Origin of the sequence: Nocardioides sp. URHA0020, from assembly GCF_000620705.1 — a bacterium.
GTDB lineage: Bacteria > Actinomycetota > Actinomycetes > Propionibacteriales > Nocardioidaceae > Nocardioides.
The window spans coordinates 66,298-82,809 of record NZ_KK211165.1; the positions used below are offsets into that span (position 1 = coordinate 66,298).

The window sequence follows — 16,512 nt, forward strand, 5'->3', positions numbered from 1 at the left end:
GCCGTTCCAGCGCCCTGAACTCGGAGGTGGCCTGTTGCTCTCCCTCACCTACGTCAGCTCCACCAAGGAGATCCTCGAGGTGCCGGAGCTCGTCGAGCTGCTCACCTCGATCCGGCCCAAGAACGACGAGCGCGGGCTGACCGGGATGCTCCTCTACAGCGGCGGCAACGTCATCCAGACGCTGGAGGGCCCCGAGGAGTCGGTCGACTCCGTCTTCTCCGCGATCGAGCAGGACCCGCGCCACACGGGCATCCTGGTGCTCCTGCGTGAGCAGGTGGACACGCGGGCCTTCCCCGAGTGGTCGATGGGCTTCCGCAACGTCGGCGACCTCGAGGTCCACGACATCACGGGCTACACCGACTTCACCCGCCGCTCCTTCGCCGACGGCCTCGGGTCGCACGCCAGCTCGGCCTACCGGCTGCTCGAGCTCTTCCGCGACAACATGCGCTGAGCTCTCCGGTCCGTCGGCTCAGGGCCGTGGGTCGTGACGGGTCCATCGCCTCTCGTCGCGACGGTGACCGGTGCCGGCCAGGCACCGTCGGCACACCGACGTCACCCGGTCGGCGTCCCGGCCGGTCGCCGGCTGCACGTCCGCCCAGTCCACGTGGGAGAAGCGCGCGAGGCCGGACCTCTTCACCGGCAGGCCGCACACGGTCTGGTTGGTGCCGGGAAGCCACGCGTGCACCTCGCCCGCCGGGGTCCGGAAGCCGTCCGGGTCGATCCAGGAGCCGGTCGCGGCGACGCCCGCCCTCATGACGACCGACGTCGCCTCCTCGCCGCCCGGGCCAGGGCGACGACCGCGGTGCCGCCGACCAGCCACGGGCCGGCGACCACGACGGGGTCCAGGAGGTGGTGCCCGACGTCGGCCCGGTCGCGCCCGACCCGCGACGACCACCCGTGGTGGCTGAGCTCGGTGCGGATGCCCGTCCCCACGAGCGGGTTCTCGGGACGGCGCGTCACCCACGACCCGAGCGTGCTGCCGACGGTGTCGACCCGGTCGGCGGCGACGAGCAGCAGCCAGTGGGCGGCGCGCGCCTCGCTGAACCTGGCGTAGGCCTGTCGGCGGATCAGTCCCGACACCCCCTTGGGGGGACAGCTCGTGCCGAAGACCGGCGTGAGCATCGCGTGCTCGATGGAGCGCTCGCGGGGCCACCGCTCCGGCTGCTGGTCGGGCACCTCCCAGTGGGCGCCGGAGCGACCCGGGTCGAGCTGCAGCCTCGGCACCGCCGGTCGGTCCGCCGGGTCCAGGTCGGCGCCCCAGCCCGGGATGCGGGCGCGGAGCTCGTCGGCCGTCTCCGGCAGCGGGGGGCTCGTGGGGGTGTACGCGTGGGGGGTCATGGCTTCCTCCTGCCGTCACGCGGCGTCGACGGTGATGAGCGGCTTGATGCAGCCATCGAGCTTGGCCGAGAAGATGTGGTAGCCCTCCGCGATGTGCTCGAGGGGGATCCGGTGGGTGACGATGTCGCTGGGCTTCAGGTAGCCGTTGCGGACGTGCTCGAACAGCCGCGGCCACTGACGCTTCACCGGGCACTGGTTGGTCCGGATCGTCAGTCCCTTGTTCATGGCGTCGCCGAACTTGACGGCGCTGAAGAGGGGGCCGTAGGCGCCCATCACCGACACCGTCCCGCCCTTGCGCACTGAGTCGATGGCCCAGTTCAGCGCGATCGGGGAGCCGCCCTGCAGCTTGAGCTTGGCGGAGCTCACGTGCTGCAGCAGGTTGCCGTCGGCCTCGGCCCCGACGGCGTCGATCGCCACGTCCGCGCCCAGGAAGTCGGTGGTCCGCTTCATCTGGACGACGATGTCGGCGTGCTGGGTGAAGTTCATCGTCTCGGCGTGGGCGAAGGTGCGCGCCTTCTCGAGCCGGTCCTCGAGGTGGTCGATGACGATCACGCGGCCGGCCCCCATCAGCCAGGCCGAGCGGGCGGCGTACAGACCGACCGGGCCGGCGCCGAAGACCACGACGACGTCGCCCTCGCTGATGTCGCCGAGCTGAGCGCCGAAGTAGCCGGTCGCCAGCGCATCGGTCAGCAGCACGGCGTCCTCGTCTCCCATCCAGTCCGGGATCCGGCTGGGCCCGACGTCCGCGAAGGGGACCCGCACGAACTCCGCCTGGCCGCCGTCGTATCCCCCGCAGGTGTTCGAGTAGCCGTAGATGCCGCCGACGGCCGTGGCGTTGGGGTTCACGTTGTGACAGTTGGAGTAGAGGCCGCGGGCGCAGAACCAGCAGGTGCCGCAGTAGACGTTGAACGGCACCATCACCCGGTCGCCCACGGACAGGTTCTGCACCGAGGGCCCGACCTCGTCGACGACGCCGATGAACTCGTGGCCGAAGGTCATCCCGACGCGGGTGTCCGGCATCAGGCCGTGGTAGAGGTGCAGGTCGGAGCCGCAGATGGCGGCCAGGGTGACCCGGACGATCGCATCGTTGGGATGCTCGATCCGGGGGCGGTCCTTCTCCTCCACCCGCACCCGGTAGGGCCCGCGGTACACCATCGCTCGCATTGCAGCCTCCGCTCCTCGTCGGTCCGTGAGTCGCGGTATCCCGATCGGCCGCGCGCACGCGCGTCGTCGGACGACGCAGCCTCGGCGGTTTCGATCGGCCGCGCGGGGTACCGGCCGGACCCACGACCGACGGAAGGCAGGACCATGAGCGGACAGCACGACGAGCGCGGGGCGGCCGAGGAGGCCACCGGCGTCCCGGACACGCCCGAGGAGCACGCCGGCCCGGCCTCGCCGTCCTCGACCCCCGGTGGGGAGGACTCCCGGGCGGACGGGGCGGCCGAGGAGGCCACCGGCGTCGACGACGAGTCGGGGACCGGGGGCGCGCGATGAGCGCCACCTACCCCGGTGAGGCGTCGGCCGGCACGGCCACCCGGCCCACTCCGCTGGTGCGGGCGGCGTTCGCCGTGGAGAACACGCGGCAGCTCGACGCGCTGGCCAGGGTCCTGGCGCCCGTGGCCGACGCCGTCGTCGGCACGTCGCGCCGCCGCGACCTGCTGCAGGGCGTGTGGCTCGGCCACGCGACCCACCCGCTCCTCGTCGCTGCACCGCTCGGCATCTGGACCGGCGTGACCGCGCTCGACGTCTTCGGCGGGGCGTCGTCGCGCCAGACCTGCCAGACGTTGACGGGACTCGGCGTGCTCCTGGGTGTCCCCTCGGTGCTGAGCGGGCTCGCCGAGTGGACCGGCACCAACACCCGCGATCGGCGCACGGCCACCGCCCACGCCCTGGTGAACTCGGTGGGTCTGGTGCTGTACGTGAAGTCGTGGCGCGCCCGCCGACGCGGTGCCCACCGGCGCGGCGCAGTGCTCGCGGCGGCAGGCCTTTCCGCGGTCGGCGCCGGCGGCTTCCTGGGCGGCCACCTGACCCAGGGTCGCAAGGTCGGCAGTCACCACCCGGCGATCGCCGAGCACCACTGACGGCGTACGCCGGAAGAACCACCCACACGGGTGGGTGACCGTCCCGGGGCCGGTGGCTACCGCAGGGCCACGGCACGAGCTCAGGACCGGGCACCGCTGCCAGCCCTTCCCCCAGGTGTCGACATGGATCAGCGGGTGACCACGCGATGAGCACTGACGGACCTCCGTTCACCTGCCCCTCCCAGGCTCGTGCGGCGCTGGACCGGCTGGAGGCCGCGATCGGCGCCGAGGGACCGGACCTGCAGGGCGCGAGGGAGGACCTCCACGGTGACTGGGTCCCGGAGATCCCCGGCTCCGGGGAGCCGCCCGACTGACGCCGTCCGCGACGTCGGCGGGGGTGCTGCCCGCCTCCGTCGACCGCCGGCGGGCTGATCGCGGCCCAGGCCCTCTGGACCGTCCTCGCTCCGAGGCTCAGCGACTGGTCTGCGGGCGCTCGCCGCGACGCATCGGACCCCACTGCTCCACCCGGCCGGCCGCCCCGGCCAGTCCGGCGCTGGCCCGCGACGCCCGGCCCCACAGCCGGGGCGAGCGGTCGGCGACGGCGTCCAGGACGTCGCGGCTGCGGTCGAGCACGGTGAGCGGGAGCGCAGCCAGCGCGTTGCCCGGCGGCCTCCGTGAGACGACGGGGTGCGGGCGGGTCGGCGCGGTGCGCCGGACGACCTCCCACGCGAGGCCGAGCACGCGCAGCTGCGCTGCCCCGAGGCCCTCCTGCAGCTGCGGCAGCAGGTGGTCCTCCTCGTCGCGGACGTCCTCGCGCAGCACCTCGGCGAGGCGCCGGAGGACCTCACGCCGCTCCGAGCCGGTCGGCGGGAGGGTCTCCAGCGAGGTCCACAGCTCGTTGACCTCCTGGTGCTCGCTCTCGACCTGCAGCGTCAGGGCCTCCCCGTCGGCCACCAGCCGCCGCGCCTGCGGCCACAGGACGGACTCCTCGGCGAAGGCATGGGGGAAGACCAGGCGCGCGATGCTGCGCAGGACCCGCCGCTCCTCGGCGCCAGGGGTGCTCGACGCCAGCTCGTGGAGGAGCTCGTCGAGCCGCACGTGGTCGCGCTTCTGGCGGGCGAGGATGCTCCACGGGCCGCCGAGCTGGGCGGTGGACTGGTCAGCGAGCGACGTCATCCCCGGGGGTACCCGTCGCACCAGCGCGCAATCATGGGCTCGCGGTCCTGTCGACGGGCGCGTCGCAGGTCTAGGCTCGGATCGTTAAAACGTTTCATTCCCCCCACCCCGGAGGCGCGCATGCCCACGATCACCACCACCGACGGCACCGAGATCTTCTACAAGGACTGGGGCACCGGCCAGCCGATCGTGTTCAGCCACGGCTGGCCGCTGTCGGCCGACGACTGGGACACCCAGATGCTCTACTTCCTCGACCAGGGATATCGCGTCGTCGCCGCCGACCGGCGCGGGCACGGCCGCTCGACCCAGACCGGGGATGGTCACGACATGGACCACTACGCCGACGACCTCGCCGCCGTGGTCGAGCACCTGGACCTGCGCGACGCCCTCCACGTGGGTCACTCCACCGGTGGCGGCGAGGTCGCGCACTACATCGCCCGTCACGGGGAGAGCCGGGTCGCCAAGGCGGTCCTCATCTCCGCCGTGCCGCCGCTGATGGTGCAGACCGACGCCAACCCCGGAGGGCTCCCCCTCAGCGTCTTCGACGGTCTGCGGGCGCAGCTGGCCGCCAATCGCTCGGAGTTCTACCGCGCCCTGCCCGCAGGACCGTTCTACGGCTTCAACCGCGACGGGGCGACCCCGTCGGAGGCCGTCATCCAGAACTGGTGGCGCCAGGGGATGATGGGCGGCGCCAAGGCCCACTACGACGGCATCGCCGCCTTCTCCGAGACCGACTTCACCGAGGACCTCAAGAAGATCACGGTCCCCGTCCTGGTCATGCACGGCGACGACGACCAGATCGTGCCCTACGAGGACGCGGGCGTGTTGTCGGTCGAGCTGGTCCAGAACGGCACGCTGAAGATCTATCCCGGGTTCCCCCACGGGATGCCCACGACCGAGGCTGACACGATCAACGCCGACCTCCTGGAGTTCTTCCGGTCCTGAGCCACCCGGTCCGGCGAGCACGGCGTCCGTCGTGCTCGCCGGGACCGTCGCAGCAGGCCGTGGGCTGCGTCGTACCCGAGCCCGGGCGTCACTCCGAGAGCACGTTGCGCCAGGAGTGCTCGGGCTCGAAGCCGAGGAGGTCGCGGGCCTTGTCGATCGAGTAGAAGGTCTCGTCGCGGCCCATCTCCTTGCGCACCTCCACGCCGGCGTAGAAGCGCTGCCGGACCTCCTCGGAGGTCGCGGCGACCGACATGTCGGCGTTGGCGACGTTGAAGACCTCGTAGCCCAGGCCGTCGGTCTGCAGGCAGCGCTGGACCATCTGGCCGAGGTCGCGGGTGTCGATGTAGGCGAAGACGTTGCGACGCCGCAGGGACGGGTCGTCGAGGAACGGCGGGAAGAGGTCGGCGTACTCGTCCGGCTCGATGACGTTGTTGATCCGCAGGCCGTAGACGTCCGCGCCGGTGCGCGCGTGGAAGGACCGCGCGGTCACCTCGTTGGCGACCTTCGACATGGCGTAGGAGTCCTCGGGGACGGTCGGGTGCTCCTCGTCGACCGGCACGTAGAGCGGGCGGCGCTCACCCTGGGCGAAGCAGATCCCGTACGTCGTCTCCGAGGAGGCGAAGACGATCTTGCGGACGCCGAGCCGGGTCGCCGCCTCGAGCACGTTGTAGGTGCTGAGCACGTTGGTCGCGTACGTCGCGGCGTCCGACCGCAGCAGGATCGCCGGGACGGCCGCGAAGTGCACGACCGCGTCGTACGACGGCTTCTCCGGCAGGTCGAGCTCCTCGAACCTCGCCAGCCCGGCGAGCGCCGAGTAGGTCTCACCGGCGTCCGTGAGGTCGACCCGGAGGTCGGCGACGTCGGGGTGCCTGAGCGGGACGAGGTCGGCGTTGGTGACGTGGTGGCCCTGGGCGGCGAGGTACGGCGCGACGTGCCTGCCGGCCTTGCCGCTGCCCCCGGTGAAGAAGATGCGCATGGTGGTGGAGTACCCGCCAACGTCGTGACTCACCCGCGCCCGGCCCTGGACAGGACCCGCCGCCCTGCAGCAGGGTGCTGGAATGCGTCTTCTCGGGCCGCTCGCCCTGTCCACCCTGCTCATCGGCTCCCTCATCGGGGGCCCGGCGTACGCCGGAGGCGGTGGCTCCGGCCATCACCCTCCGCCCTCCTGGGACGAGTCCGTCGTGGACGCCGACCAGAGCTTCCGGGGGCTCGACGCCGTCGACGGTCGTACGGCGTGGGTGGCCGGCGGCAGCGCCACCGACGGGGGCCCGGGCCGGGTCTTCCGCACGACCGACGGCGGCCGGAGCTGGGACGACGTCAGCCCTCCGGGCACCGAGGGGCTGCTCTTCCGCGACGTCGAGGCCCGCAGCGCGAAGGAGGCCGTCGTCCTCGCCATCGGCGAGGGCGACGCGTCGCGGATCTACCGCACCACCAACGGCGGTGCGAGCTGGGTCGCGGCCTTCGTCAACGACGACCCGGCGGCGTTCTACGACTGCCTGGCCTTCTACCCCGGAGGCAGGCGCGGCCTGGCGTTGAGCGACCCGGTCGACGGCAGGTTCCGCATCCTGTCGACCCGCGACTCCGGCCGGACCTGGTCGGTGCTGCCGGACGACGGCATGCCGGACACCTCGACCGAGTTCGGCTTCGCCGCCAGCGGCGACTGCCTGGTGACGACCGGGCGTACGGCGTACTTCGGCTCCGGCGGCGGCGCCTCGCGGATCTTCCGCTCCGACGACTACGGCCGGACGTGGACCGCGACCGACTCGACGATCCCGCCGGGCGAGGCCGCGGGAGTGTTCGGCCTGGCGTTCCGCACGCCGCACGAGGGCATCGCCGTCGGCGGCGACTTCGCGGACCCGGCCGACGGCGTGGACGCGGTCGCGGTCACCCGCAACGGCCGGACCTGGCGCAGTGCGGGCGACCTGTCCCACCTGGGCGAGGACGTCGCCTACCTGCCCGGCCGCGGTCGACGGCTGATCGTCACGGGCGAGTCCGGCGACGTGCGGGGGACGAGCACCAGCGCGGACGGCGGACGCACCTGGACCCGGGTCGGCGACCAGGGCTACCACGCCCTCGACTGCACGTCCGACGGCTCCTGCTGGGCCGCCGGCGGCGCCGGTCGGGTGGCCCGCCTGACCCGCTGAGCGCGGCCCGATCCACGATTGCGGCCGTCGCTACCTAGACTGTCGTGGTCCAACACCCGAACTGCACCCTAGGAGCACTGTGAACAAGGACGCGCTCGTCCAAGCCGTTGCCGAGGCATCCGGCCTCTCCAAGGCGGACGCCGACAACGCTCTCAAGGCAACCGTCGACGCCATCACCGCGACCGTCGCCGGTGGCGACAAGATCGTCATCCCGGGCCTCGGCACCTTCGAGCCCCGCGACCGGGCCGCCCGCGAGGGACGCAACCCGCAGAGTGGCGAGACCATCCAGATCGCCGCCACCACCGTCCCGGGCTTCAAGCCCGCCACGGCGTTCAAGAACGCCGTCGCCGGCAAGTAGTCACCCGCAGGGAGCGCCGGACCCGTCTCGCGGGTCCGGCGCTCCCTGCGTCGTACGGCGGCCCGCGCACCGCGTCGGGCCGGCAGCAAATGCGTTGATCGCGTCGGTCCGGCCCGCCTAGCGTGCAGGGATGGCGCACGGTGAGAAGGCTCGGCTGGTCGCACTCTGCTTCGACGCGCACGACCCGGTCGCGCTCGCGGGCTTCTGGTCGGGCGTGCTGGGGTGGGAGCGGGTCGACGACCCGACGTACGGCGTGGCGCTGGTCCCGAACGACGACACCGGCTTCCGGCTGCGGTTCGTGTCGAGCGACGCGCCGAAGGCCGGGCCGAACCAGTACCACTTCGACCTCACCAGCCAGTCCCTCGAGCAGCAGCAGGAGACCGTGGCTCGCGTGCTGGCGCTCGGCGGCTCGCACCTCGACATCGGTCAGGGCGACGTCGACCACGTGGTGATGGCCGATCCCGAGGGCAACGAGTTCTGCGTGATCGAGCCGGGCAACAGCTTCCTGGCGGACTGCCCGTTCATCGGCGCGCTGTCGGGCGACGGGTCGCAGGCGTGCGGCTACTTCTGGAGCAACGCGCTCGGCTGGCCGCTGGTGTGGGACCAGGACGAGGAGACCGCGATCCGCTCGCCGCACGGCGGGCCGAAGGTCACGTGGGGCGGGCCGCCGTACCGGCCGAGGCTCGGCAAGGAGCGGGTGCACCTCGACCTCGCTGCCGAGGGCGAACTCGAGGCCGAGGTCGAGCGGCTGCTCTCGCTCGGGGCGACCCGCGTCGACATCGGGCAGGGGGACGTCGACTGGGTTGTGCTCGCCGACCCGGACGGGCACGAGCTGTGCGTGCGCTCGGCCGGCTAGCGCGTCAGCCGGCCAGCGATCCGGAGAAGATCTGCCAGGCCAGGGCGCTCTTGGCGACCAGGCTGAGGACGAGGTAGGTCTTCTCGCCGAAGGCGTAGCTCCGCCAGCGCCCGACCTCGCGGTACTGCAGCCACTGGTTGAGCGCGAAGCTCATGAAGAGCACGAAGAGCGAGATGAAGATCCCGTAGACGAAGCCCGGGACCGAGGAGCCGGCGCCGACCAGGTTGATCACGATCGCCACCCAGGGAGCGGCGCCGGCGATCGTTCCGAACCAGAACGGCAGCATCGTGGTGGTCGTCCGGCCGGGCGGGTTGCTCCTCTCCTGGAGCCAGCCGAAGAGGATCATCGCGACGTTGGCCCCGGCGATCGCCACGACCGCGGAGATCCCGGTGATGCCGCAGTAGAAGCCGATGAGCACGACCATGATGGTGGCGCTGAACGAGTACTCGACCCAGCGGAACCGGTTGATGCCGGACCTGAGGTCGCGCTCGTACGCGGCCCGGCCCAGGGTCGCCGTGAGCAGGTGGTCGACCGCGGCCAGGCCGAGGAAGACGGCGATCGCGACGCCGATGCGGACGTCGAAGAGTGCCGCCGGGTCGGTCGAGGGGCTGCCGGGCGGACCCTCCGGGAACTGCGAGCTCACCGTGATGGCGAAGTCGCCGGCCAGCACCAGGATGGCGACCGCCTGCGCGGCGTGGAGCACGCCGAGCGCGAGGTTCCAGCGGCGCAGGCCGCGCAGGCGAGCGTCGTCGACTCCCGTCGCGGTGCTCACGCCGCACCGAACCGGTCGACGTACGACAGGACCCGGCCGAGCATGGCGCTGACCGCGCCGAGGTCGGCGACGGCCGGACCCGGGCGGTCGGCCAGGTCGTAGAGGGCGGGCGTCGCCTCCGCGGCCCCGGCCCGCATCGCCACCCCGGCGCAGACCCGGGCGGCGTCGCGGACGGCGGCCGGCTCGACGGTGATGATCGACTCGAAGACCCGCTCGCGATCGGGCACGTCCTGCTGGCCGGGCAGCTCCCACGCCGTCAGCGCGGCGGGCAGGTCCACCGAGTCGCAGACGACGGTCCACTCCCGGGCCAGCGGCTCCTCGGGCGGCAGCGGCACCAGGACCGGGCCGGGTCGCGACCCGGTGCCGACGACCTGGGGACGGTCGAGGTCGGGGAACTCGGCGAACGCGAACGCCGAGCGCGCGACCAGCGCCAGCTCGTGCCACCGCGGCCGAGCCGCGGCGTAGTAGCGCTCCTGCTGGAACCCACCGAAGATGATGGCCCGCTCCGCCTTGGCGCAGAACTCGTCCTCGATCGCCCACGACAGGGCGAGCAGCGTGCGCTTCTGCAGCCGCTGCACGGGGACGTGCGGGTGCTTGCGGCGCAGCTCGGCGTAGACCGAGGGGGTCCCGGGCTCCGCCTGCGCCAGCGCGTCCGCGATCGCCACGTCGAGGCGGACGCCGGCGTCGCGACGGCGTACGACGTGCGCGACGGCCTCGACGTCCGCGTCGAGGTAGCGACGGTGCCCGCTCTCGAGGCGCTGCGGGCGGGGGAAGCCGTGCCGCTGCTCCCACATCCGCAGGGTCGCCGGGCTGAGCCCGGTGCGCTCGGCCAGGGCACCGATCGTCAGGAGCTGGTCCCATCCCGGCCCTTGCGCATTTGTCAACTCTGTGTTCATGTTGTTCAGCATATTCCTCAACAACCTGTTTAGGAAGCCCCGTGTCAACCGGTGGAGGTAGCGATGACGATCAGCAGTCAGTCCCTGGACGGCAGCACGAACGGCAGCACGAGCGAGAAGACCGAGGAGGTCGTGGACTGGACCGACCTCGGCCAGCGGATGTGGAGCTTCCTGACCGGACGTCAGGCAGCCATCCACTACACCTTCGAGGAGATGGCGGTCGAGGTCCCGCGTGACACCGGGTCCGAGGCGCCGCGAGCGACCTGGAAGCTCAACGGCACCCTGACGGTGACGACCACCGACAGCAACGCGGGCTGAGCCCACCATGGCACTGGTGCTGTCGGCCGACCTGACCCTCGACCTCGAGACCGCGGACGGGTCGGCGGTGCACGCCCGGTTGCACGGCGGGTCCAACCGGCTGCTGCTCGAGGTCGACGACGCCGGTGCCTTCGCGGGTCAGCGCGACGCCCCCGCCGTCCGCGCCCTGGCCGAGGGTCTCGCGGCCCAGGGCGTGGTGGTCCGGGTCGTCAGCGGGGGTCGTGACCTGGTCTCGTTGGGCGCCGTGTCCGCGCCGTGGTGGCAGCGCCGCGTGACCGGGTCCCGACGGATCCGGCTCGGCAGCGTGCGCGGTGCGTTCACCTCGGCGCGCTCGCGGGCGCGTCGTACCCAGTCCGTGCTCCCCGACGTGGCGCTCGTCCCTCCCGGCACGCTGTGGCCGCTGACGCCGACCCTGCGTCGACCGGTCCGGCGGCCGGTCACGACGACGCACGACCCGGCGCACGGCGGTGCGCCGCGCCTGGTGCTGGCCAAGGAGGACCTGTGGGCGGGCGAGGAGCTGCCGGTCTACCGGCTCCGGGAGCGGATCACGATCGGCTGCGGTCCCGACTCCGACATCCGCCTCCCCGGCCTCGAGCAGCGGCACGCGGTGATCGAGCACGACGAGCGCGACGAGTACGTCGTCACCGCGGTCGACGGGCCCGTGCGGGTGCACGGCGCCTTCGTCGGCGAGCAGATCCTGCGCACCGGCACGCGCATCGACATCGGCGCGCACTGCCTGGTCTACTTCCGGGAGGAGTACGCCGACCACGGCCGCCCGCACGGTGGCCGGATCGGCGGCGAGGCCGGGCACCAGCGACCGCAGCCGCCGCGCGACGCGATGTGAGCCGCTAGTCCCAGCCGTTGCGGTTGGTCGGGTCGCCGAGGTAGCCGACGAACAGCCGGTCGGGGTCGCGGTCGGCGCACACCTGCTGCAGTCGCGCCCAGGCGTCCTCGGAGAGGACCTTCGCCTGGCGGCGGGTGTGGTCGCTGTCGCCGAGGTACTGCCCGACGGTGACCGGCTCGAGGTCGGCCATGGCTCCCTCGAGCCACCCGAGGCAGCGCTCGTCGTCGGCCTCGTCCTCCCAGAGGACGTACGACGCGAGGTAGACCTCCGACTGCAGCGAGAACGCCATGTCGGGGAGCTCGCGCAGCGGCGCCATCGAGAACCAGATGGTGAACGCCTTCGCGTTGGGCAGCGTCGTGAAGGCGCGACGCATCGCCGGCACGACGGTCGTCGCCGGCCCGGTGAGCCAGGCGTTGTCGACGGCCCAGCGGTGGCCCTCGGGGTTGTCCTCGAGCTGGCGGGCGCGCTCGGCCTCGGGGGTGGTGGGCTCGCTGTCGATCACGAGCAGCGCTCGGTCGAGGGCCGGGTTGCTGCGGAACGGCGCGAGCGCGGCGTCGGCCTCGGCCGCGTCGTCGACCATCGCGAGGGCCGTCACCAGCAGCACGGGGTCGGGCCCGAGGGCCCGGTCGGTCTTGGTGAGCGCGACGATCTCGACGGTGTCGGCGACGGAGTGGTGGGTGGCGTGCAGCCAGCTCATCACCTCGTCGAAGTCCGCGAGCCGGAAGGCCTGCACGGTGTGCGCGACGTGGCGCGGGAGCGGCCGGGTCCGCAGGTGGAAGCGCGTGACGACGCCGGGGAAGCCGGGTCCGGAGCCGCGGGCTGCCCAGTAGAGGTCGACGTTCTCGTCGGCCGAGGCGCGCACCAGGTCACCGCTCGCCGTGACGACGTCGACGGCCACGACGTACTCCGCCGCCCAGCCCCAGCCGCGGGCGTTCCAGCCCTGGCCGCCCTGGAGCAGGAAGCCGCCGATCCCGACGGTGGGACAGTGGCCGCCGGGGAAGAACCGGTCGCGCTCGGCCAGGTAGGGCGCCAACTCGGCACCGCCCCGGGTCGAGGGGGAGGCGGTCACGATGCCGGTGGCGTCGTCGTACGCCATCTCGTGCAGGCCGCCCAGGTCGATGACGAGCGCGTCGGACCGCACGGACCACTGGGCCCAGCTGTGCCCGCCGGAGCGTACGGCGACCTGCCACCCCCGTGAGCGCGCCAGTCGTACCGCCTCGACCACCTCCGCCTCGGTCGTCGGGCGTACGACGGCCGCGGGCTGGCGCGACGTCAGCCGGCGGTTGAAGATCCGGTCGACCCGCGCCTGCTCGAAGCCCGGCTCCCCGCGCTCGACGACCGGCCCGCTCGTCACGCCGCCTCCGCCCGGGGAGCGGTGGGAGATCCACGGTTTGGGCGTGCGAGAGCGTGGAGTGCCCACCGCTGGTCGGTGGCGGCGTGGGGGGCGGTGGGAGTTCCACGGTTTGCGGGTGGGAGAGCGTGGATTGTCCACCGCCGGTCGGGGGCGGTGTGGGGGGCGGTGGGAGTTCCACGGTCTGCGGGTGCGAGAGCGTGGATTGTCCACCGCCGGTCGGCGGCGGCCCGGGCAGCGGTGGGAGATCCACTGTTTGCGGGTGCGAGAGCGTGGACTGTCCACCGCCGGTCGGCGGCGGCCCGGGCAGCGGTGGGAGTTCCACCGTCTGCGCGCGCGAGAGCGTGGACTGCCCACCGCCAGCCGGTGGCGGCGCAGGGCGGCGGTCGGAGATCCACCGTCTGCGCCGGAGAAAGCGTGGACTGCCCACCGCCGCACCCGGTCGTCATCAGGCGGGCTCGACCAGGGCGTGCAGGGTCTGGCCCATGATCCGGCCGGGGTCGGCACCCTCGGTCTCGGGGTGGATCTCCCACTCGGCCAGGGTGAGGCTGTTGTCGAGCACCATCTTCACGCGCGGGAAGCGGCGGGCCATGAACGCCGGGAGCACGTCGTCGATCGGGTCGCCGCCGGTCAGCATCTCGGCCAGGATCACCGCGTCCTCGGCGCACATCGCCGCGCCCTGCGCGATCAGCGGCGGGCAGGCGTGGGCGGCGTCGCCGATGATGATCGAGCGGCCGCGGTACCACGGCGACTCGACGCAGATCGACTCGATCCACTGGTAGTTGACGACCGCGTCGTCGGCCAGGCTGTCGCGCACCTCGCCCCAGATCCCGCCGTACCCCTGGCCGCGCTCCTTCAGCTCGGACCCGCGCGCGCCCTCGCCGATGAAGGACCGGTCGAGGTTCTCCTCGAGCAGGAACGCGTAGCAGAGGTCCTCGGAGATGGGGGTGTAGCCGGCCTTGTACTTCGGGCCGCCGTAGTACATCTCGGAGCAGTCCATCTCGACCGGCCGCTTGGCGACGGTGCGCCAGATGCCCATGCCCACGGGCCTCGGCTGGTCCTCGATGCCGATCATGCCGCGCACCTTGGAGCGGATCCCGTCGGCGCCGACGAGCAGGTCGACGGTCTCCGACGTGCCGTCCGACAGCGTGACGGTGACCGAGTCGCCGTGGTCGTCGATGTCGGTGAGCGTCACCCCGAGGCGTACGTCGACCCCGGCCGCGACGACCTCCTCGGCCAGGATGTCGGCCAGGTCGCCGCGCACCGCTCCCATGGTGCCGGGCAGCTCGGCCCCGCCCATCGGTGGCGTGGGGATCTCGGCGATCACGTGACCGTCGGCGGTCTTGAGCCGCAGGTGGCTGAAGGGGAAGCTGCGCTCGGCGAGCTTGTCGTAGATGCCCACGGACCTGAACGCCTTGAGCGCGTTGCCCTGCAGGGTGATCCCGTGCCCGACGCCACCGAGGGACTCACGCAGGTCCACGAGCACGACAGAGACGCCCTGCTGGGCCAGGGCGAGCGAGAGCACGCCGCCGGTGATGCCGCCGCCGACGATCAGGACGCGCCGGGTGGGGTGGTCGACAGTGCTGGACTCAGACATGGAAGAGGCTCCTACGAGGTGACGGTGGTGGGGAACATCGACTCGCGCGAGCCGGTGATCCAGCCGACGACGTGGTCGCGGTCGGCGGTGGCGGCCGGCAGGTCGGCGACCTTCTTGCCCCGGTTGAGGATGACCAGGCGGTCGGCGACCTCGTAGCAGAGCGGGAGGTCGTGGGTGACGACGACGATCGCGATGCCCTGGTCGGCCATCCGGCGGATCAGGCCCTCGACGTTCTTGGTCTGCTCGTAGCCCAGGGCCGCGGTCGGCTCGTCGAGCAGCAGGATCCCCTGCGACTCGCCGTTGACGCGGATGGCGCTGCGGGCGAGCGCGACGACCTGACGCTGACCGCCGGAGAGCATCTCGACCGGGCGGGTCATCGGAGCGGTGCGTACGCCGAGGCGGTCCAGCTCGCGCTCCGAGCTGCGCCGCATCTCCTTGCGGTCGACGAAGCCGAGCCAGCCGAGCGGGCCCTTGCGCAGGGTCTCCTGGCCGAGGTTGAGGTTGATCGCGATGTCCTGCGGCTCCACCAGGGACAGGTCCTGGTAGACCATCTGGATGCCCGCGCCCGCGGCGTCGCTCGGGGCGTGGAACGAGTGCTCCTCGCCGCGCACGCGGATGACGCCGTGCGAGGGCTTGTGGGCTCCCGACATGACCTTGAGCAGCGTCGACTTGCCGGCGCCGTTGTCGCCGAGCAGGGCCACGACCTCGCCGGGGTCGACGTGGAAGTCGATGTCGTCGAGGGCACGGACGAACCCGTAGTGCATCTCGATGCCGGAGAGCTCCAGGGCAGGGGTCGGCATGTCAGACCTTCTTCTGGTGGACGGAGAGGTTGGCGGCCATCAGCCGCTCGGAGACGCTCGACTGGATGACCCGCTCGAGGGCCAGCGAGCCGAGCAGCAGAGCGCCGGTGCAGACCGTCGCCCAGTAGGGCTGGATGCCGCGGATCGTCAGGCCGTTGCTGATCGTGGCCAGGATGAGCGCACCGACCAGGACGCGGGGCAGGCTCCCTCGTCCCCCGGCGAGGGAGACGCCGGCGAGCGCGACCGCGGTCAGCGCGCTGAAGATGATCGCCGGGCTGGCCGACGGGTTCGCCTCGGTGACGACCGCGGTGCTGACCAGGCCGCCGAGCGCGGCCAGGACGCCGGAGATCACGAAGCCCAGGACGGTGTAGTGGTTGGCGCGGATGCCCGCCCGGCGTACGGCCTCGGCGTTGCCGCCGACCGCCATCAGCCGGATCCCGTCGCGGGTGCGGGTCAGGAACACCGTCCCGATCAGGAAGACGACCGCCACGATGAAGACCGGCGCCGGGATGCCCGAGAAGGAGTCGCCGACCTTGAGGTAGCGGTGCGTGCCCATGAACTCGAGCTGGCTGAGCCCGGGGAACGTGTAGCCGCCGGCGATGACGGCCGCGAGACCGGACAGCACGGACAGCGTGCCGATCGTGACGATGATCGGGTTGAAGCCGCGGATGGTGATCAGCCCGTTGAAGACGCCGACCACGACGCCGGCCGCGATCCCGGCCGCGAGGCCGAGCCACGTCGCGTGACCGTGGGTGAGCAGCCAGCCGCAGATGCAGCTGGACACCGCGGCGGTGCCGGGCAGCGACAGGTCGAGGACCCCCGTCATGATCCCGATCCCGACCCCGGCCGCGAAGAGCGCGGTCAGCGCGGCGGCGTTGGCGATCAGCAGCGCGTTGTCGACCTGGAAGAAGTACGGCGAGCACCAGATCGCGAAGACCACGATCAGCAGTCCCCACAGCACGAAGATCCCTCGGTCCCGGAAGAAGACGAGGACCGACACCGAGCGCGGCATGTCCTGACCGGAGGAGCCGGTGGTGGGCGCCGGCGCCTCGCCGGGGCTGGACGCCCCGGCCACGATCGCCTCTGAGTTCGTCAC

21 protein-coding genes are annotated in these 16,512 nt (G+C 72.3%); 10 read left to right on the forward strand and 11 right to left on the reverse strand.

Going from position 1 to position 16,512, the window contains the following annotated elements; translation table 11 throughout:
- The first annotated feature begins 34 nt into the window (after window positions 1-34).
- Window positions 35-451, forward strand: a complete 417-nt coding sequence (locus tag N542_RS0103790; protein WP_051551374.1) for a BLUF domain-containing protein — start codon at window positions 35-37, stop codon at window positions 449-451.
- Between the two features lie 18 nt (window positions 452-469).
- On the opposite strand, the gene N542_RS0103795 is transcribed toward N542_RS0103790, so the two are convergent.
- The 3 genes from N542_RS0103795 to N542_RS0103805 are packed head-to-tail and all read right to left on the reverse strand — an operon-like array spanning window position 470 to window position 2,502.
- On the reverse strand, window positions 470-754 hold the full coding sequence (locus N542_RS0103795; protein ID WP_028642793.1) for a hypothetical protein: 285 nt from the start codon (window positions 752-754) through the stop codon (window positions 470-472).
- Window positions 751-1,338, reverse strand: coding sequence for a hypothetical protein (locus N542_RS0103800; protein WP_036506289.1), 588 nt, complete (start codon window positions 1,336-1,338; stop codon window positions 751-753). The genes N542_RS0103795 and N542_RS0103800 overlap by 4 nt, the downstream gene beginning before the upstream one ends.
- 15 nt (window positions 1,339-1,353) lie before the next feature.
- A complete protein-coding gene (locus N542_RS0103805; RefSeq protein WP_028642795.1) occupies window positions 1,354-2,502 on the reverse strand; it encodes a zinc-dependent alcohol dehydrogenase in 1,149 nt (382 codons plus the stop codon).
- Between the two features lie 144 nt (window positions 2,503-2,646).
- Between N542_RS0103805 and N542_RS0103810 the strand changes: the two genes are divergently transcribed.
- From N542_RS0103810 to N542_RS27375, 3 genes are all read left to right on the forward strand, one after another.
- Window positions 2,647-2,832, forward strand: coding sequence for a hypothetical protein (locus tag N542_RS0103810; protein WP_028642796.1), 186 nt, complete (start codon window positions 2,647-2,649; stop codon window positions 2,830-2,832).
- Window positions 2,829-3,419: a DUF2231 domain-containing protein gene (locus N542_RS0103815; RefSeq protein WP_028642797.1), complete on the forward strand. Its 591-nt coding sequence runs from the start codon at window positions 2,829-2,831 to the stop codon at window positions 3,417-3,419. The genes N542_RS0103810 and N542_RS0103815 overlap by 4 nt, the downstream gene beginning before the upstream one ends.
- Before the next feature lie 146 nt (window positions 3,420-3,565).
- Window positions 3,566-3,733, forward strand: a complete 168-nt coding sequence (locus N542_RS27375; RefSeq protein WP_155992846.1) for a hypothetical protein — start codon at window positions 3,566-3,568, stop codon at window positions 3,731-3,733.
- Between the two features lie 97 nt (window positions 3,734-3,830).
- On the opposite strand, the gene N542_RS0103825 is transcribed toward N542_RS27375, so the two are convergent.
- A complete protein-coding gene (locus N542_RS0103825; RefSeq protein ID WP_028642798.1) occupies window positions 3,831-4,535 on the reverse strand; it encodes a hemerythrin domain-containing protein in 705 nt (234 codons plus the stop codon).
- A gap of 120 nt (window positions 4,536-4,655) precedes the next feature.
- Between N542_RS0103825 and N542_RS0103830 the strand changes: the two genes are divergently transcribed.
- Window positions 4,656-5,480 carry an alpha/beta fold hydrolase gene (locus tag N542_RS0103830; protein ID WP_028642799.1) on the forward strand — a complete coding sequence of 275 codons (825 nt, stop codon included), beginning with the start codon at window positions 4,656-4,658 and terminating at the stop codon, window positions 5,478-5,480.
- A gap of 88 nt (window positions 5,481-5,568) precedes the next feature.
- On the opposite strand, the gene N542_RS0103835 is transcribed toward N542_RS0103830, so the two are convergent.
- Window positions 5,569-6,456 (reverse strand): NAD-dependent epimerase/dehydratase family protein, encoded by an 888-nt coding sequence (locus N542_RS0103835; RefSeq protein ID WP_028642800.1) that lies wholly within the window; start codon window positions 6,454-6,456, stop codon window positions 5,569-5,571.
- A gap of 82 nt (window positions 6,457-6,538) precedes the next feature.
- Here N542_RS0103835 and N542_RS0103840 point away from each other — a divergent pair, with 82 nt between their 5' ends.
- From N542_RS0103840 to N542_RS0103850, 3 genes are all read left to right on the forward strand, one after another.
- A complete protein-coding gene (locus N542_RS0103840) occupies window positions 6,539-7,624 on the forward strand; it encodes a WD40/YVTN/BNR-like repeat-containing protein (protein ID WP_036506292.1) in 1,086 nt (361 codons plus the stop codon).
- A gap of 61 nt (window positions 7,625-7,685) precedes the next feature.
- Window positions 7,686-7,982, forward strand: coding sequence for an HU family DNA-binding protein (locus N542_RS0103845; RefSeq protein WP_197025852.1), 297 nt, complete (start codon window positions 7,686-7,688; stop codon window positions 7,980-7,982).
- 130 nt (window positions 7,983-8,112) lie between these two features.
- Entirely contained in the window at window positions 8,113-8,838 is a 726-nt protein-coding gene (locus N542_RS0103850) for a VOC family protein (protein ID WP_028642803.1), read from the forward strand.
- A gap of 4 nt (window positions 8,839-8,842) precedes the next feature.
- On the opposite strand, the gene heR is transcribed toward N542_RS0103850, so the two are convergent.
- Window positions 8,843-9,610: a heliorhodopsin HeR gene (gene heR / locus N542_RS0103855; RefSeq protein ID WP_028642804.1), complete on the reverse strand. Its 768-nt coding sequence runs from the start codon at window positions 9,608-9,610 to the stop codon at window positions 8,843-8,845.
- Window positions 9,607-10,506, reverse strand: a complete 900-nt coding sequence (locus tag N542_RS0103860; RefSeq protein ID WP_197025845.1) for a DICT sensory domain-containing protein — start codon at window positions 10,504-10,506, stop codon at window positions 9,607-9,609. Before N542_RS0103860 ends, heR begins: the two co-directional genes overlap by 4 nt.
- 63 nt (window positions 10,507-10,569) lie before the next feature.
- On the opposite strand from N542_RS0103860, the gene N542_RS0103865 reads away from it, so the two are divergent.
- Window positions 10,570-10,824: a hypothetical protein gene (locus tag N542_RS0103865; RefSeq protein ID WP_028642806.1), complete on the forward strand. Its 255-nt coding sequence runs from the start codon at window positions 10,570-10,572 to the stop codon at window positions 10,822-10,824.
- A 7-nt stretch (window positions 10,825-10,831) separates the two neighbouring features.
- The gene (locus N542_RS0103870) at window positions 10,832-11,668 is read left to right on the forward strand and encodes an FHA domain-containing protein (protein ID WP_051551375.1); all 837 of its coding nucleotides are present in this window, start codon (window positions 10,832-10,834) and stop codon (window positions 11,666-11,668) included.
- Window positions 11,669-11,672: 4 nt separating this feature from the next.
- Here N542_RS0103870 and N542_RS0103875 read toward each other — a convergent pair whose 3' ends face one another.
- The 4 genes from N542_RS0103875 to N542_RS0103890 all read right to left on the reverse strand — a co-directional run bounded on the left by N542_RS0103875 (window position 11,673) and on the right by N542_RS0103890 (window position 16,512).
- Window positions 11,673-13,022: an FAD-binding oxidoreductase gene (locus N542_RS0103875; protein WP_028642808.1), complete on the reverse strand. Its 1,350-nt coding sequence runs from the start codon at window positions 13,020-13,022 to the stop codon at window positions 11,673-11,675.
- A gap of 445 nt (window positions 13,023-13,467) precedes the next feature.
- Complete coding sequence (locus N542_RS0103880; RefSeq protein ID WP_028642809.1) at window positions 13,468-14,616, reverse strand: FAD-dependent monooxygenase; 1,149 nt, start codon at window positions 14,614-14,616, stop codon at window positions 13,468-13,470.
- 11 nt (window positions 14,617-14,627) lie between these two features.
- Entirely contained in the window at window positions 14,628-15,416 is a 789-nt protein-coding gene (locus tag N542_RS23280) for an ATP-binding cassette domain-containing protein (RefSeq protein ID WP_036506295.1), read from the reverse strand.
- 1 nt (window position 15,417) lies between these two features.
- Window positions 15,418-16,512: an ABC transporter permease gene (locus N542_RS0103890; protein WP_028642810.1), complete on the reverse strand. Its 1,095-nt coding sequence runs from the start codon at window positions 16,510-16,512 to the stop codon at window positions 15,418-15,420.

What these genes read in the sequence shown, in the direction of transcription:
- N542_RS0103835 (WP_028642800.1), bottom strand. Translation starts at nt 6,456, where the DNA reads ATGCGCATCTTCTTCACCGGGGGCAGCGGCAAGGCCGGCAGGCACGTC.
- N542_RS0103805 (WP_028642795.1), bottom strand. Translation starts at nt 2,502, where the DNA reads ATGCGAGCGATGGTGTACCGCGGGCCCTACCGGGTGCGGGTGGAGGAG.
- N542_RS0103830 (WP_028642799.1), top strand. Translation starts at nt 4,656, where the DNA reads ATGCCCACGATCACCACCACCGACGGCACCGAGATCTTCTACAAGGAC.
- N542_RS0103825 (WP_028642798.1), bottom strand. Translation starts at nt 4,535, where the DNA reads ATGACGTCGCTCGCTGACCAGTCCACCGCCCAGCTCGGCGGCCCGTGG.
- N542_RS0103795 (WP_028642793.1), bottom strand. Translation starts at nt 754, where the DNA reads ATGAGGGCGGGCGTCGCCGCGACCGGCTCCTGGATCGACCCGGACGGC.
- N542_RS27375 (WP_155992846.1), top strand. Translation starts at nt 3,566, where the DNA reads ATGAGCACTGACGGACCTCCGTTCACCTGCCCCTCCCAGGCTCGTGCG.
- N542_RS0103850 (WP_028642803.1), top strand. Translation starts at nt 8,113, where the DNA reads ATGGCGCACGGTGAGAAGGCTCGGCTGGTCGCACTCTGCTTCGACGCG.
- N542_RS0103810 (WP_028642796.1), top strand. Translation starts at nt 2,647, where the DNA reads ATGAGCGGACAGCACGACGAGCGCGGGGCGGCCGAGGAGGCCACCGGC.
- N542_RS0103865 (WP_028642806.1), top strand. Translation starts at nt 10,570, where the DNA reads ATGACGATCAGCAGTCAGTCCCTGGACGGCAGCACGAACGGCAGCACG.
- N542_RS0103800 (WP_036506289.1), bottom strand. Translation starts at nt 1,338, where the DNA reads ATGACCCCCCACGCGTACACCCCCACGAGCCCCCCGCTGCCGGAGACG.
- N542_RS23280 (WP_036506295.1), bottom strand. Translation starts at nt 15,416, where the DNA reads ATGCCGACCCCTGCCCTGGAGCTCTCCGGCATCGAGATGCACTACGGG.
- N542_RS0103880 (WP_028642809.1), bottom strand. Translation starts at nt 14,616, where the DNA reads ATGTCTGAGTCCAGCACTGTCGACCACCCCACCCGGCGCGTCCTGATC.
- N542_RS0103815 (WP_028642797.1), top strand. Translation starts at nt 2,829, where the DNA reads ATGAGCGCCACCTACCCCGGTGAGGCGTCGGCCGGCACGGCCACCCGG.
- N542_RS0103860 (WP_197025845.1), bottom strand. Translation starts at nt 10,506, where the DNA reads ATGAACACAGAGTTGACAAATGCGCAAGGGCCGGGATGGGACCAGCTC.
- N542_RS0103870 (WP_051551375.1), top strand. Translation starts at nt 10,832, where the DNA reads ATGGCACTGGTGCTGTCGGCCGACCTGACCCTCGACCTCGAGACCGCG.
- N542_RS0103840 (WP_036506292.1), top strand. Translation starts at nt 6,539, where the DNA reads ATGCGTCTTCTCGGGCCGCTCGCCCTGTCCACCCTGCTCATCGGCTCC.